Here is a 14,558-nt window from a genome sequence, read left to right as displayed (position 1 = left end):
ACGTGCGCTTCGCCATGTACGGAGAGGATCCTTTCTTGCCGGATGCGGTCGACCAGCAGTGGGAACACATCGAAGCCTGGCTGACCCTGCCCGCGCGCAGCAGGCAAGTGTTCCTCGTCACCGGTACCGCCGGTTCCGGCAAGACGCGGTTCCTCGCCGACGTACGCCGCCGGATCACCCATTCCGCCTGGATCGACTGCCGGAGCCTGAGCGCGGACGCCGTGGCAACGGAGATGCGTGCGGCCTGCCGGTCCGAGGACGTCACCGCCGGCGAACTGGTGATCTTCCTCGCCAACGTGCAGTACGCCGGGGAACTGCTGACTTCCGCCGAGCCACAACGCATCGCAGGCACCCTGGCTCCCGGATTCAGACGGTTCGGCACCCGCCAGGTGTGGGTGATGGCGGAGCACGATCCCGAACTGATCAGGACCTCCCCGAGCTCCGGGTACGAGGTTGTCCTGCCGACGCCGTCGTCCGCCGGTCCCCCGGTCAACGGGAGCGACGGGAGCGACGGGAGCGACGGGAGCGACGGGAGCGACGAACTGCTGCTGGACGCTCTGGCGATCGCCGAAACACGCGAAGTACCCCTGCCGGTCTGGCGACTGCTCTGTACGGCCGCGGGAACGCCCGCCACCGCCGAGGAACTGTCGGCTCTGCCCGGGCGGCGACCGGACACCGTGGTGGTGGCCGCCGAGGACCGCACGGGTACCCCCGTCGTGCGCTTCATCTCCGACGCATCGGTGCACGCCCGCCGGCGCGCCCGCCCCCACCCACGCGGCACTCAGGCGAACGTGGCAGAGGCACTGCTGGACACGATGGGCCCGGCTCCCGAGGGCGCCTGGCAGCCGGACGGACCGGTGGCTCGCTACGCCGCCCGGGCATTGCCGATGCACGCGGCTCTGGCGGGGACGCTTTCCCGTGTGACGGAGAACGGGTCGGTACTCGCGCGCTGCGAACGGGCCAGTCTCTACGAGGCACTTCGCGTGGCCTACCCCGATGGTGTTCCGTACGCGAGCACCGCCGCGCTGGTGCACTACCTGGAGGTGCAGGGCATCACCCCTTCCTCGCACGGCGAGTGGGTGGCGTGGCTGCACCATGCGGCCCTGTCCACGGGCCGCACCAGGCTGGCCGGCGAACTCCTGCACGCGGGAGTCGACCTCCCCTGGCACACGGTGTGGTCGCGCTGGCGCCCGGCCGGCATCTTCGGCGCGTGGCCGGGCGAGGCGGGCCGGATCGACGAGCTGGGGGTGTCGGCGACCGGACCCACCCCGCGTCTGGTCACCGCACGCGACACCACCACGGGGAAGAACGCCACGCCGAGGTACACGTATCTCCGACAGGAGTGGGACGCCACTACCGGCGCTCCGGTCTCCGCCCCCGTCACGGTGCGCGGTGCCCTCATCGAGGGCGACGGGGACTGGAACGGTCCCGGATCGCCCCTCGCCGACGACCCCCTCGTCTTCGCACGGCACACCGCCGACGGCTGGGAGAGCACCTCCCAGCTGCCTTCCCCTCCACCGCGCTGCCCGGTTTCGGTCACCCGCGGTGTCCACATGGACGGCATCTGGGTGCTGTCCGGCACGTCAGGTCTTTTCGCCGTCGCCATCACGCCTGTGCGGCCCACTCCGCGCCGCCCGCCCGCGCCCTTCCCTGCCAGGCCCCTGGTGGCCTCGCACTGCCGGACCGCGTCGTGGCCCCTTCCCGAGCGCGCCGCGGCAGCACTGCGCGGGGAGAGAGTACGGGACTGGCTGGAGGAGACGTTCGGCGCGGGGACCTGCCATCACCTCGATGGCGGCCACCTCCCGCCGGGACTGCGTGACATGGCGGCCCGCCACTTCCTCACCACCACCGGCCTTCCCGAGGTCCACGGTTTCCTGCACCTCTCCATCACCCCGCGAGGCGACCGGCCCCTGCGCGAAGTGCCCTGGCCCGGCCGGGGACGAGACGTACCCCGCCCGCTCCGCGCCCGCAGCGCCGCACCGAGCGACGGCCCGTTCTACGAACTGGGCACATGGATGTACTCGAACCTGCTGCTGGACGGCGGTACCGGACGGGTACTGCGGGACACCACCGGCGGTATGGCCGAACCACTCGCCGGCAGCAGCCTCCCGCAGTTCTTCGCCATGGTCCGGCTGTTCGACGAGTTCCGCAGGTCACACAGCCCTGACGCACCCGACCACAAGGACGCCCGAGCCGGTCTGCGCGCCTGGTGCGAGCGGATCGACCCGGACGCCGCGCACGGCGAGGTGTGGACCAGCGTCCTCGAAGGTTTCGAATTCGAGGACGGCACGTGGGATCTCGCCACGTACGGCGACGACATCCTGTGACACCGACGCTGGGTGGGCGCGGGTGGGCGCCTCTCATCCCACAACTAGGCTGCGTACCATGCGAGGTGGCATCAACGCTCTTGTACGGTACCTCTCCGACGGTGATCGGAGCGTGCGGCAGACCGCGCAGGAGCGACTGGTCGCCCATGGCGCGCAGGCGGTCGACAGTCTGCTGCCCCATGTCGGGAAGGCCGGGTCTCCGCTCAAGTGGGGTGCCGAGTCCGTCCTGCGGAAGCTGGGTGACGAGGCGTTCCCCCGGCTGCGGGAGATCCGGCGGCAAGGGCCGGGACCTCTGCGCGCCGCCGCCCTCAGGGTCCTGGTCGATCTGGGTGGCGCCGAGAACCTGGCGGAGTACGACCGTCGCGCGGTGGAGCGACTCGTGCGGATCAAGCTGAGGGACGAGCTTCCGGTACGCCTCCCGTCGGACGCGGGCCGCTGGCTGGCCTTCCCGGCCGACCGGATCGACGACGCCGTAGCCGCTCTCGGCCTGTGCGACCTGCGGCCGGCCACCACGGTCATGGGTATGGACGCCACCACCCGAGCGACCGACTCCCTGGAGTTCCAGGACGCACAGGGAAAGACACGGACCGCCTACCGGGTGTTCATCACGCCTTCGTTCGAGACGTGGCTCTCCGAGGTGCCCATCCAGCACTGGTGTCTGTTGTGGGGAAACGCGTTCATCGACCAGCTCGACGGCTTCGCACTGGCGGACAGACTCAGCGAACGGTGCGGTGAGGCCCACCTCTACATCGTCGATCCGTACAACTCCGCCGAGAACTGGTACGTCTCCCGCGCCGGCCACCGGGTGCGCGGCTTCGGCAGTTACGACGAGCCCCGGTTCCAGGGTGAACCACTGCCCTTCGAGGCGGAGTACCTGGAGGACGCCGACGAGGACGAGAGCGCGGAGTACGCCGAGGGTGTCCCGTACGCCCGCACGGCCGCCGACCTGCTCTCCGTCGAACCCGGCCAGATGCCCACGTCCGCGACACAGGGGCACGGCTGGCTGGCCACCACCCATCCGGAGGCACCCAACTTCCGCTTTCCGGGGGCCCTGGCCGTGTAATCGATCCTGGGCATACGGAGATCCTCCCAGTTCACCGAGGCGGCGGGAACTGGAACCCTGAATCTGAGTACGACGGACGGGGCCAAGGGCGCTCTCCCACTCTCCCGTCGGACGAGGGCCGGCTTTCCTGCTCGGACAGTGGCAGGGAGCGGGCGGCTACTGCTCGACGGGACCAGTTCGCATCGACGCCGACGCATACGCAAGGAATGACCCACCCGGCGCCACTCGCCCGCCGAACTGGGCGGGCTTCCGGTCTCGCGGGCACGCCGGGCAGCGCATCCGAGGCGACCGGCGTCCGCGACCCCGCCGCCGCGGCCACCAGGAAAATGTGGGCCCCCGTCCCCGCGTACACCGCTCCGATTATCCTGCTTCACAACAGCAACGCCGAGCGCACAGCACGCACAGCACTCACGGGGGACCTCATGGGTCAGGGTTTTGACGTACAGAGCGACGCCTTGCGGGCATACGCCCGCCGCACCGAACCCGACGTCGAGCGCATCCAGCGCATACGCAACCGTATCCAGCAGCTGGAGCTCTCCGCCGGCACCTTCGGCAAGCTGCCCGAGTCGGACGAGCTGAAAGCCGACTACGACACCAAGCAGGAGGACGGGATCAAGGACCTGCGCGACGCGGCGGACGCGCTCCAGCAGATCGTCGACGCGGCCCGGTCGACCGCGGACAGCTACGACGGCAATGAGCAGAGCACGGCCGCCGGCTTCGGGGGCGCGTGAGCGTGGACGTCTTCAGCCGCCTCGGCATCAGCTTCAGCGGGCCGTTCTCCGGCACCATGGACGAGATCGTCCGCGGGATCATCAAGCAGTTCGGTCTCGAGGACGACTTGGAGAAGGTCAGCGGCGACAACGAGAAACTCGCAAAGACGGCCGCCGACTACCGCCAGGCCGCCCGTGACCTGCGCGGTGTCGTCCAGGACCTGCAAGCCGAGCGGAACACGCTGCTCACCCAGTGGAGCGGTGAGGCCGCCGACGCGTTCAGCAAGAAGTCGCTGGCGTTCGAGAAGGCGCTGGACGGCGAGGCCGACGACATGGACACCGTCGCCATGCTGCTGGAAACGGCCGCGGAGGCCTGCGCCACCGCCGAGCAACTGATGATCGACCTCATCGTCGAGATCATCGAGACGGTGGTGGCCGCGGCGGCCACGACGGCGATCCTCTCCCTGCTTACGGCCGGTGCCGCGGCCGCGATCGGACCGCTGATCACAGCGGCCGGCGTCGCCCAGAAGGCACTGAAGGCCGTCAAGATCACCGCGAATCTGGCCGACAAACTGAGCGACCTGGCCAAGAGCCTCAAGGCCATCAAGCGGGCCGAGAAGCTCGCCACCGAGCTGAAGAAACTGGGCGCCGGCAAGAAGAAGGCCGAGGACGCCTACCGCATGGGCCTGGCCCGCTACCGCGGCAAGGTGGACGGCATCGAGGCCGGCAACCAGGCCGACCTGGCCCAGTACGTGGCGTACCAGGCGGCCAAACGCGGTGTGAAGAAGGGCATCGTCACCCCGGTCGTCGGCCAGGACATCGGCGACGCCGCCGGGCAGGTGTACGCGGAGTTCGCGCCCAGCGACGCCCCCGGTGCGGCGCCGAAGGAGCCGACGGCCTACGACACCCGCCCGCAGTCGCAGAGCTTCGACCAGCGGATGGCCACGGCGGAGACGAGCACCCAGCGCAAGGTGCGGGAGGATTTCGGGTGACCGGCGCCGGCGGTGACGGAACACGAGACATGGGAGAGCACGCATGACTTCGGCCGGGGCCGACGCGGCAGTCCACAACCTGGTGACGACCGCGCTCCGCGGTGAACCCCTGACCCACCTCCAGTCCGTGGCGCGCCACTCCCAGGTACCCAGGCCGCCGAGACGGCGACGCCCGCGCCCCCACGTACTGACCGGCGCCGGCGCACAGCTGTCCGGCGGTCAACGGGCGCTGGCGGGAGCCACCGGCTTCGTCGCCTGGCTCACCGACCCGCTGCACTTCCTCGGCGAACTGCTGCTGGCACCCTTCCGAGGACTCAGGTGGCTGTGCCGGGGCAAGGAGAAGCGCCGCCGGAACAAGAGGTTCGCGGGGGGATGGGACAGTACGGCAGGCGCCCTCGGAGCAGCCATGTACGTGCACGGCGACCGCGTGGTCGCGCTCGGGGCACGCCAGGTCCTCCTCCTGTACGTCGGCGACCACGAGGCGGAGATCGCCTGGTCGGTCCCCCGCGAGGAGGTGACCGGGGTGGAGTTCGCCGACTGGGACCCGCACACCGAGCAGCGGGCCACCCTGCGGTGGCACTTCCGGGACGGCTCCTGGTACGACGTGACGGCGCGGGGCATCGGCTGGCAGCAGCTGGCCGGCGCCCTGTCCCCGCGCTGACGTCCCTTCGGCGCGACTCAGTTCAGCAGCACGGCCATCACCGCGAACCAGACCACGTCGACGGCGAGGGCCGCGAGCGACCAGGACCACACCCGGTTCCGGTACCCCCGTACCGCGGCCACCGCGGCCCCCGCCATCAGCAGCGGTCCGGCGATCCCCACGAAGACGGCTCCGCCGACGAACAGCAGGGCCAGGGAGCCGAGACCGCACATCGCGGCGAGCAGCAGGGAGAGTCCCAAGAGGTTGATCCTGATCCGCTGCCATACCTCGGCACGGGGTTGCTGACCGTACGCCGCGGACAATGGAGAGCGGTCCAGTTGCCCTTGCAGGTCATCATTATTGCGGTTCGGCATGTGGGGTAACGTACCGCAAGGCCAGAATCGAGCACGGGGGCGAACACATGGGTTTCGACGTTCAGCCGGACGATCTCGACAGCTTCGCCGCGCAAGTGGGAAGAGCTGCCGAGGACGCCCAGCACGCCGGGCGGTACGCGCAGCAGAACGGCAATGTCACGGTGTCCAACGAGGGCCTTTTCGGTCTGATCGCGGGAGCGCACGGCGGTGTACTGGAACGGGTGACCACGGCTCTCACCCAGGCGGAGTCCGTATTGCGCGGAGCCGGACAGGAACTGTCCAAGAGCGCTACGTACTACCGCGACACCGACCACGACAGCGCGGCCGGTATCGACGCCACCTACCCCACCAGCAAGCGCTAGTCCGCTGTGCACGTACATGGAGGATGCTGAGTGTCCGGGTTCAGTGACGTCGCCGAACCGGCGAGCCGTCTGACGTCGCCCAAAGCGCCGGAGGAGTTCTCCCAGGGCGCGCTGCTCGATCTCTTCAACGACATGAGCGACTTGGTGAGTCCCACGTACTGGATCACCGAGGCGTACAACGCGGTGTTCGGATTCAATCCGCTCGACGAGGTGATCCAGTGGTTCGCGGGCGACTGGGAATCCTTCGCCAAATGTGCGGAAGTCTGGGAGAACATCGGCAAGTCCTGTGATGACATCGCGAAGAATCTGTCGTCCGGCAACACGGCGCTGGATTCGACGTGGAACGGACACGCCGCCGACTCGGCCTACGTCTACTTCGACGAACTGGCGAAGAAACTCAACCAGAGCGGCGAGACCTTCGATTCCCTCGCCGACACCTACAAGTACCTGGCGCACGCCGCCTATTCGGCGGCCGAGGGAATCAAGGGCTATCTCGGCGGCATCCTCGACGGTCTGATCATCGTGGGTATCGAACTGGCCGCCGGAACGCTGCTGTCGTGGACCGGCGCGGGGGCCCTGGTGGGGTACGGCCTGGCCGCCCTGGAGATCACCCGCATCCTCAAACTCTGGGGCGACGCCACGCAGACGATCGGTACCGCACAGGCAGTCGTCAACGGCGGAGTGGGCACCCTGGAGGGCCTCGGTGCGGCCATCTACGGCCACCTCCAGAACTTCCCCCAGGTCGGCGGTACGTACGACCACCCGGCCGTCGCCTAGCGGGCCGGCGAAAGGTGAGACGAAGCATGTCCGACAAGGACAAGGACCAGGACAACGAACCGCAGATCGGCGACGCCGATCTGCTGGACATCACCCACGACGAGGTTCGGGCCAGGGCCCTGCGCAAGTCGCTCCAGCGGCTGGCGGACAGCCAGTCGGGCAATGGCGCCCTGCAGGAGATGGCCCGCGAGGTCCTCGCCGGCCGCGTCGGCCTGCGCGAGGCCCTGCGCGTCGGCGCCTACTCGGAGGCGCTCGGCGAGCGCATCGCCCACGCCCGCGAGGAGTACGAGCGGCAGTCCCCGGAGGAACGGGATCAGCAGCGGGCCGAAGCCACGCGCTACCTCGAGGCCCAGCGCGCGGAGATCGAGCGGGAGCGGGAGGAGAGGCAGGGCGGCCAGGAACGGCGGTCCGACCGCCCCGGCACCGCCCGGCACAGCGGCCGGGACTGGCGGCTCTAGACCAGGACGGCCAGCCGCGGTGCGGCGCCGATGCTCGGTACCGCCCGCCCGCCGACCTGCACGGGCCTGGCATCATCCCTGGGCTGACACGGCACTCGGGCACCACTGATAATTCTCTGACACCGCTGTTCGCTACACGGGGGACAACATGACTCAGCCGCCGCCCTTCCCGCCGCCACCGGCCCAGCCGCCACACGCCCCGGGGACCTGGCCCGCCCCGCCACCGCAACAGCAGCAGCAACAACAGCAGCAACAACCCGGCTTCGGCCCGCCGCCCGCACCGCACCCGGGGCACGGTCCCGGTCCGATGTACGCGGCGCAGCCGATGTACGCGGCGCAACCGCACCCGCCGTACCAGCCGTACCCGGTACCGCCGCCCTACGCCCAGCAGCCGCGCCCGAGCGGGCACCCCGTAGGCGCCGTCCTCCTCGCACTCTGCGCGTCGGTCGTAGTCTCGCTGCTCTACAGCATCCTGATCCTGGCCACCTACAAGGATCAGTCGGCCACGGCGGCCCACACCCTCTACCTCGCCCACGCGGCCGTCAACGCGCTGGTCGTCGGGGCTCTGGCCGGCATGATGGGACACCGCAGCACGGGCGCGCACGTCGGCGGTGCCGTGGTCGCCGCGCTCGGCGCCTTCTTCGGTTTCACCAACTCCCTGCCGCTCATCCTCGCCGAGAGCCAGGCACCCGCGGCGATCGGCGACATGATGGAGGCGGACCCGTTCCTCCCCGCCAAGATCTGGTGGAACGACGAGATCGGCGGCGGGGTCGACTGGTTCTCCCCGCTCGGCCTCGTCCTCGCCGCGGCCGTCGCCTGGGGCATCGCCCATCTCATCGGCCGCAGCCGCGGGCGCGGCGCATGAGACCGGCCGAGCCGCGCTGACACCGACATGGGCGAGGGCGCCCCCGGGTCATCCGAAGTCGTTCGTACCCGGCGTGGGCCGGGTCCCGATGGTCTCGTCGTACGTCGGCATGTTGGTGCCGTACGAGGCGCGCGGGTCCGGAGCTGTTCCGGTGCCCTGCCCGACGGAATGCCCGACCGGGTGCTCAGCGCCCCCGCTCGGCCGCAGTACCGCGGGCATCGTCCCGGGGGCGGCCCGGACCGCGGTGTCCGTGCCGGTTCCCTCGAAGTCCCGCGAGGTCCGCTCGTCGTTCCACTCGTGGCCGTCCGCGGACGAGCGGAGGTTGTCACCGCCCGCCTGGATACGGGCATGCAGACCGTCGAGCGCCGGCTTCCAACTGCTGCCGATCTCCGTCAGGGCGGTCCCGAACGACCAGCCGGTGAGCGAGGTCCCCGCGGTCCCGGCCTCCTTCACGGCCTTGTCGGCGGGGCTCTTCATGGCACTGGCGATGCTGTCGCACGCCCCCGCGGAGGCACGCAGCTCGGCCGGGTCGACGTCGGTGGTCTGAGACACGTCCGGTTCCTCTCAAGCGTCTCGTCGGTCAGAACTGCTGCTGGGTCGCGCCGGGCGGAAGCAGACAGGGGGTGCGGACCGAGAACGACAGCCGTTGCGGCTTCGTCTTCCCGGAACCGACCGTGTCGGCCATGACCCGGTAGGAACTCTCCTTGTCCCGGGCACTGAAAACCGCCGCCCGGCCGGCGCTCCGGAACTCCCGGTACGACGTGACCTCGTACCCCTGCCCGGTCAGTTCCCGGCGGAGTGTCCGCACCACACGCGAGTGCTCCGTGACGGGGGCGTCGGAGTACACGTAGTAGAAGAGGCTGTAGCGGCCGTCCCCGGCGACTTCGTCGTCCTTGCCGACGCACTCCTCGAAGTTCGTCCTGGCCGTCGACGGCGTCAGCTCCACCTCCGTGAGCCGCGCCATGTACGCGGTGTAGTCCTCGGCCCACTTCACTGCCGCGTCCTTCGCCAGACGGGGCAGCGGGGCGTTCACGTTGTCGTCGCTCTGAGACACACAGGCTCCAGTCGAAAGCAGGACCGCGCAGACCGCGATCACCGCGCCGAGTGAGTGGCTAGAGGCCGGGGACGATGTAGCCCTCCGGCGGGAGGTCGGCGCCCTCCTTGGGAACCTCCTCGGGTGCCTGCCCGGCGATGATCCTTCCCTGGTTGTCGAGGGAGTCGCTGCCCTGATCCCAGTAGCCGCTGTGCCCGTGGGTGTCGACTGCGAAGTTGTTCCCACCGAAGCCTCCGAGCATCGGGTCACGGCCGAGGGTGTAGTCCGACAGGTGGTTGATGACGGGGTCGTCCTCGGCACCGCCGATCCACACGTGCTCCGGGTCCATCTGGAGGTCCTGCGCCTCGTCCACCGTCATCCCCGGACTGCCCACCACCACGACGTCGTCGGCGCCCAGGCCGGCTCCTCCGGCCGCCGCCGCACCGACGACGGTCGAGCCGTAACTGTGCCCGAGCACGGTCGTGTGGCTGGGCGACCCGTCGTGGGCGGCCCGGGTACCGGCCACGAACTGACGGAGGTCCGGGGCCGCGTCCTCGGCCCGTCCGGTCCCGCCGACACTATTGAAGTCGGTCGCCGACGCCTCGGGGGCGTCATAGCCGAGCCAGGTCACCATCGCCACGCTCTCCCCGTCGGACCTGGCCTCCGCCGCCGACTGGAGGGTGCCGATGCGTGCGACCTGCCCGGGCACACTGTCCATGGTGGTGTTGGTGCCCGGCACCAGAATGCCCGTGTGCGCGGCGGTGTCCGGGTTGCCCATGGCGATGATGGCCCGGCCGTCGTCCTTGGAGTCGTAACCGAGGAGGTACAGCTCCCTGCCCTTGGGCGCGCTGTCGGACTCTTCGAGCCGGTCATTGAGCAACGTGAGGTTGTTGAGACGCTTGTTGACCGTCTCGTCGCTCTCTCCCGGGAAGTGCTCGTCGTAGTTGCCCTCCCGCAGCGCGTTGAGCTCCTGGGTGACGGCCGTGCGGTTGGCGTCGTCGCGCACGTCCGTCGGCAGCCCGTCGGTCGCGCCGATCTCCTCCGGGTAGAGCGTGGTGTAGGTCTGCCGTTCCTCCGGGCTGAGCGCGTCCCACCACTTCGCCGCCGCCTTCGGATCGTCGTCCGGTATCTGCGGGGGCTGTACGCCGATGGCCTTCATCGCGTTCTTGGCGTCCTGCGCGGACTCCGCCGCCGCGTCGTGGCTGAGCGAGTCGGTGAGGATGTCGCCGTTCAGCTCACCGAGGGCCTTCGCACCGTCGTCGCTGGCCTTCCGCGCGGCGGCCAGCGCCTCGTCGATGGCCGCCCGGTGCTCCCCGAGCAGTCCGCTGCGATCCGCGATGATCGCCTGTGCGTCCGGGTCCTGGCGCGGCAGCTCGTTGGTCGTGGGATCGCTGACCCACCCGTCGTCATCCACCTCGAAGTGGTCCTGCTCCGCCCGCCGCACGGCGTTACGGAGGTCCGTCTGGGCCTGCTCCATCCAGAACCCGGTGGTTTCGAGGACGGAGGCGATGGCCATGGCCTCCGTCTCGACCACGCCGATCCGCGACTCGACATCCTCCAGGTAGAAGAGGGCCGCGTCGGCGTCATCGCCCTTCCAGGACTGGTGCAGGGGCCCGGTGACCTGCCGGCGGTGGCGGTCGGTCAGCCCGTCCATGGTGGTCGACAGCCCCCGCCACGACTTGGCCGCGGCCTCCAGATCGGAGAAGTCCTGCTTCATGAGCCGGCTGAACTCAGAGGCCATCCCGACCCCCGCCCAACCGTCCCGAACGCCTCTCCGGGCACGACAAGTCCAGACACATCACCATGCGGCAACCCCCGTTGCTATGACTCACTTGTGAGTTCGAGGGTTCACCCTAGCCGAAGTCCCACCTTCCGGATCAAGGCTGTGGACGGACGCCCCCCGCCCTACTGCCCCTGGTGCGGGGGCTGGTGCGGGGGCTGTTGCAGGTACGGGTTCACGTTCTGCTGCGGCTGCCCCGGCGCCTGCTGATAACCCTGGGGAGGCGCGGCGGGGTACGGGGGCTGCTGCGGGGACGGATACCCCGGCTGCGGGGACGGGTACCCCTGCTGCTGGACGGGGTACCCCGACTGCTGAACGGGATATCCCGGCTGTTGAACGGGGTACCCCGCGCCCTGTTGGTACGGCCCGGCCCCGGGAGGGACCGAGCCCGCGGCGGTGTCGCGCCGGCGCGACACCGCGAAGACGACGACGGCGGCGGCCACGGCGCAGAGGCCGACGACACCCACTACAAGGACGATCATTCCCATGGAGGTGAATCCCTTCGTCATTACGGCACTTGAGCTGTCGCGGACTGACCCGCACGACTCCGACGCTCATGAACGTTCAGATGCCACCCTTCCACACCGCTTCCCACACGGGGCGTCCGCTCTGCCGACGCCAACAGTGAGGGCCTCGACCGGCCAGGACCACTCATGCCACCGGTGTCCGCTCCTCATCAGTGAGCAGGGAAGGCCCTGCGTCCGCCAGTTGGATCTGCACCGGCATCAGCGCCACCGACGTCTGCGGGAGCACACGCCGGTGGTGCGCACGCCACGACCCACTCACCGGTGTCCTCAGCGGCGTCGGCCCGCAATCGGTGCATCCGGCTGAGGTGGGAGCGGAAACCACGTCCACCACGTGGATCAAGCCGGACTTCGCGTAGCTGCGGGACTGCTAGTCGGTCGTCGGCAGGGCAATCAGGCCGTACGCCTCCTCGCCCGCGAAGGTCAGCGGCGCGCCCACCGCGGACACGTAGAGCCGGTCCTCGTGCCAGTAGGGCCGGGCCGAGATGGCCATGGCCTTGTCGACGTCCTCCGGGTACTCGACGAGGGTCGTGACCGCTCCGTCCGCGGCGCCCAGCTCCACCAGCGCGGGACCCGTGTCCGAGTCGTTGTTCGTCATGTAGGCCAGGATCCGATCGTCGCCGGCCGCCGCCAGCGGGTGGAACTCCCGGTACGCGACCGCGTCGGTCTTCCACAGCTGCTTGCCGCTGTCGAGGTCGTAGGCGACCAGGAGGCTCTTCTCCTGCGCATCGCTCACGCTGATGACGAAGGTGTCGCCGAAGACACCGGCCTCGGACCAGGAGGCGCCCTCCGAGTCGTCGGTCATGACGTACCTGGCCGGTTTGCCGGGCGAGAACTCGCTGCGCACCTTCCCCGTCTCGTCGTCCAGGGAGAACAGTGCCTCCCCGTCGGACGTGTTCTTGAGGAGGACCACGGGGGAGGTGGAGACGACGTTGCGGGCGTCGATCTCACCGCCGATGCTGTCGTCGGGGACCGCGTGGTGGTACGTCCAGCGGGCCTTGCCGGTGGCGGGATCGATCGAGGCGACCTCGTCCCATTCCTTGCCGAAGTCCGGATCGTCGAAGTCCATGATCATGCAGGTGCGGACCCTGATGAGTGCCTCACCGCCGACGAAGGTGCCGCTGCCGCAGTCCTCCGTCGCGTACTTTCCGGGATCCCAGGCCGTCGAACCGTCCACCGCCTTGAATGCCTGGGGCCCCGGGACCGCACGCCGCCTGCACCCGGCGCGGCCTCAACATTCTCAGATCATGCGACCATCTGCGAAAGTGTGAATACTTACACTAGTAAGCATATGTAATGTTCGGCTCCTTTTCTACCAGCTTTGTTAGGCCAGCCCGTTCGGCCCGAACGACACGCGAAGGGTCAGCGCTTTCACGCGCATCAGCGAACTTCTGCCAATCAGCAGGCTGCATGAACAGCATGTCGTGGGTGCTGGGGACAATCATGACTCCTCCGAACACCAAATCACCCGCTACCCAGGCACCACCGTTCTCGGCACCCGTAGGCCAGCGACGGACGGTTGACGCATTAATCGCACGCATCAACGGCGCACCGTGCTGACCGCGAGTCGAGACCTTGAGGGTGAAGACGGTACCAAGCAGCAGCCACTGACCACTCTTCTTTTCGACCCGCGTACGGTACTCAAGGGGGTAGATGCGCAGCACTCTCTCGCACGCGGCAAGACGCCGTCCATGCCTAGTGCGAAAAATCAGGAACAGTAGGACGAAACAGCCGAGAGGGACGGGGAGTGCAGTAAGGAAAGAGTCCGATACACCCACAATGTGGAGCGCAAACGACGACGCGATCAGGCACAGGCCAAAGACCAGGCGGGCTGCAAAATGTCTCACCCACGCTCGCTTGTTGTGTTTGAGTACCCGCTCAACACTGGGTGCTTCAATCGGGTTCGCCACCTGTCTCTCCGTCCTCATCCGAAGTCACTGCGCATCGAAGCCGCCACAGATCCCGGCGCAGGTTCCTCGCCGCTTCCCTCACGAGACGATGAGGGATCGGTGAAAGTAACCGTGTGCGCGACACCGAGCAGAACACTCCTGTAGTCGTCAGCAAGCTCAAGCGCGGACGTCACCAGTTGAAGCATCACGAAGTCATCCGTGCCACGCCTCGTCACTACAACGGTCCCCTGCCACACCCGTCCACGTGGAGAGTCATCGCTGCCCGCAGGTGGCCTGCCTGGCGCCGTGGTAATAAGTTTCTTCTCAGCAATAAATCCCATACCGCACGGCAACTCCAGCGGGCGCATGCCTTCATCGGGATTGCTGTCGGCCGTTCCCGCCAGGTTGGCAAGCACAAGCCTTGCATTGGCCCCCGACGCGGGAATCGTCGATACCGTGAGCACTGAGAACGCAATGTCACCAGTGTCATTTGGATGCGAGCCGATAAGACACGTCTGCACCCGGTTTGCGTTCAGTGAGGTGACGACGCCGGCATAAAATCGCAGAACTTCCTCAGCACGGCCACGCATCTCGTCCGGCAGGCTGAGCACCTGCTGAATCAGCCCTTCAATCCGCTCCATTGGAGGGTCGAGGTCCAATTGCAGGTAACCATGCGGGATCGCATACCAAAAAAGCGGCTCCTGCTCACTCTTTGATTCCTTCGTGAGCGCGGTCACTGGTTCGTCCGCCTTCCGGAGCACATG

At 68.6% G+C, this 14,558-nt stretch carries 17 protein-coding genes; 9 read left to right on the top strand and 8 right to left on the bottom strand.

Going from position 1 to position 14,558, the window contains the following annotated elements; translation table 11 throughout:
- Positions 1–35 precede the first annotated feature (35 nt).
- The 5 genes from AB0G32_RS17260 to AB0G32_RS17240 all read left to right on the top strand — a co-directional run bounded on the left by AB0G32_RS17260 (position 36) and on the right by AB0G32_RS17240 (position 5,753).
- Positions 36–2,327, top strand: coding sequence for an SUKH-4 family immunity protein (locus tag AB0G32_RS17260; protein ID WP_361163392.1), 2,292 nt, complete (start codon positions 36–38; stop codon positions 2,325–2,327).
- A 112-nt stretch (positions 2,328–2,439) separates the two neighbouring features.
- Positions 2,440–3,390, top strand: coding sequence for a hypothetical protein (locus AB0G32_RS17255; protein ID WP_361163391.1), 951 nt, complete (start codon positions 2,440–2,442; stop codon positions 3,388–3,390).
- Between the two features lie 422 nt (positions 3,391–3,812).
- Positions 3,813–4,121 (top strand): hypothetical protein, encoded by a 309-nt coding sequence (locus AB0G32_RS17250; protein WP_361163389.1) that lies wholly within the window; start codon positions 3,813–3,815, stop codon positions 4,119–4,121.
- 2 nt (positions 4,122–4,123) lie between these two features.
- Positions 4,124–5,092 (top strand): WXG100 family type VII secretion target, encoded by a 969-nt coding sequence (locus tag AB0G32_RS17245; RefSeq protein ID WP_361163387.1) that lies wholly within the window; start codon positions 4,124–4,126, stop codon positions 5,090–5,092.
- Between the two features lie 43 nt (positions 5,093–5,135).
- Positions 5,136–5,753 (top strand): hypothetical protein, encoded by a 618-nt coding sequence (locus AB0G32_RS17240; protein ID WP_361163385.1) that lies wholly within the window; start codon positions 5,136–5,138, stop codon positions 5,751–5,753.
- 17 nt (positions 5,754–5,770) lie between these two features.
- On the opposite strand, the gene AB0G32_RS17235 is transcribed toward AB0G32_RS17240, so the two are convergent.
- Positions 5,771–5,992, bottom strand: a complete 222-nt coding sequence (locus tag AB0G32_RS17235) for a hypothetical protein (protein ID WP_361163383.1) — start codon at positions 5,990–5,992, stop codon at positions 5,771–5,773.
- 161 nt (positions 5,993–6,153) lie between these two features.
- On the opposite strand from AB0G32_RS17235, the gene AB0G32_RS17230 reads away from it, so the two are divergent.
- The 4 genes from AB0G32_RS17230 (at position 6,154) to AB0G32_RS17215 (ending at position 8,568) form a co-directional block, all read left to right on the top strand.
- A complete protein-coding gene (locus AB0G32_RS17230) occupies positions 6,154–6,468 on the top strand; it encodes a type VII secretion target (protein ID WP_361163381.1) in 315 nt (104 codons plus the stop codon).
- A gap of 30 nt (positions 6,469–6,498) precedes the next feature.
- Positions 6,499–7,245 (top strand): hypothetical protein, encoded by a 747-nt coding sequence (locus AB0G32_RS17225; protein ID WP_361163379.1) that lies wholly within the window; start codon positions 6,499–6,501, stop codon positions 7,243–7,245.
- Between the two features lie 26 nt (positions 7,246–7,271).
- A complete protein-coding gene (locus AB0G32_RS17220; RefSeq protein ID WP_361163377.1) occupies positions 7,272–7,703 on the top strand; it encodes a hypothetical protein in 432 nt (143 codons plus the stop codon).
- A gap of 307 nt (positions 7,704–8,010) precedes the next feature.
- Positions 8,011–8,568, top strand: coding sequence for a hypothetical protein (locus AB0G32_RS17215; protein ID WP_361163375.1), 558 nt, complete (start codon positions 8,011–8,013; stop codon positions 8,566–8,568).
- Positions 8,569–8,616: 48 nt separating this feature from the next.
- On the opposite strand, the gene AB0G32_RS17210 is transcribed toward AB0G32_RS17215, so the two are convergent.
- The 7 genes from AB0G32_RS17210 to AB0G32_RS17180 form a co-directional block, all read right to left on the bottom strand.
- Complete coding sequence (locus AB0G32_RS17210) at positions 8,617–9,120, bottom strand: type VII secretion target (RefSeq protein WP_361163373.1); 504 nt, start codon at positions 9,118–9,120, stop codon at positions 8,617–8,619.
- Between the two features lie 28 nt (positions 9,121–9,148).
- Positions 9,149–9,622: a hypothetical protein gene (locus tag AB0G32_RS17205; RefSeq protein WP_361163371.1), complete on the bottom strand. Its 474-nt coding sequence runs from the start codon at positions 9,620–9,622 to the stop codon at positions 9,149–9,151.
- A gap of 58 nt (positions 9,623–9,680) precedes the next feature.
- The gene (locus AB0G32_RS17200) at positions 9,681–11,342 is read right to left on the bottom strand and encodes an alpha/beta hydrolase (protein ID WP_361163369.1); all 1,662 of its coding nucleotides are present in this window, start codon (positions 11,340–11,342) and stop codon (positions 9,681–9,683) included.
- A 164-nt stretch (positions 11,343–11,506) separates the two neighbouring features.
- A complete protein-coding gene (locus AB0G32_RS17195; protein WP_361163367.1) occupies positions 11,507–11,890 on the bottom strand; it encodes a hypothetical protein in 384 nt (127 codons plus the stop codon).
- Positions 11,891–12,275: 385 nt separating this feature from the next.
- The gene (locus tag AB0G32_RS17190) at positions 12,276–13,082 is read right to left on the bottom strand and encodes a hypothetical protein (protein ID WP_361163365.1); all 807 of its coding nucleotides are present in this window, start codon (positions 13,080–13,082) and stop codon (positions 12,276–12,278) included.
- A gap of 103 nt (positions 13,083–13,185) precedes the next feature.
- Positions 13,186–13,815 carry a hypothetical protein gene (locus tag AB0G32_RS17185; RefSeq protein WP_361163363.1) on the bottom strand — a complete coding sequence of 210 codons (630 nt, stop codon included), beginning with the start codon at positions 13,813–13,815 and terminating at the stop codon, positions 13,186–13,188.
- A gap of 14 nt (positions 13,816–13,829) precedes the next feature.
- Positions 13,830–14,531: a hypothetical protein gene (locus AB0G32_RS17180; RefSeq protein ID WP_361163361.1), complete on the bottom strand. Its 702-nt coding sequence runs from the start codon at positions 14,529–14,531 to the stop codon at positions 13,830–13,832.
- Between the last annotated feature and the right edge of the window lie 27 nt (positions 14,532–14,558).

The sequence above is a fragment of the Streptomyces sp. NPDC023723 genome, assembly GCF_040639815.1.
Taxonomy (GTDB): Bacteria; Actinomycetota; Actinomycetes; order Streptomycetales; family Streptomycetaceae; genus Streptomyces.
This window is presented reverse-complemented; position numbering and strand designations above follow the sequence as displayed.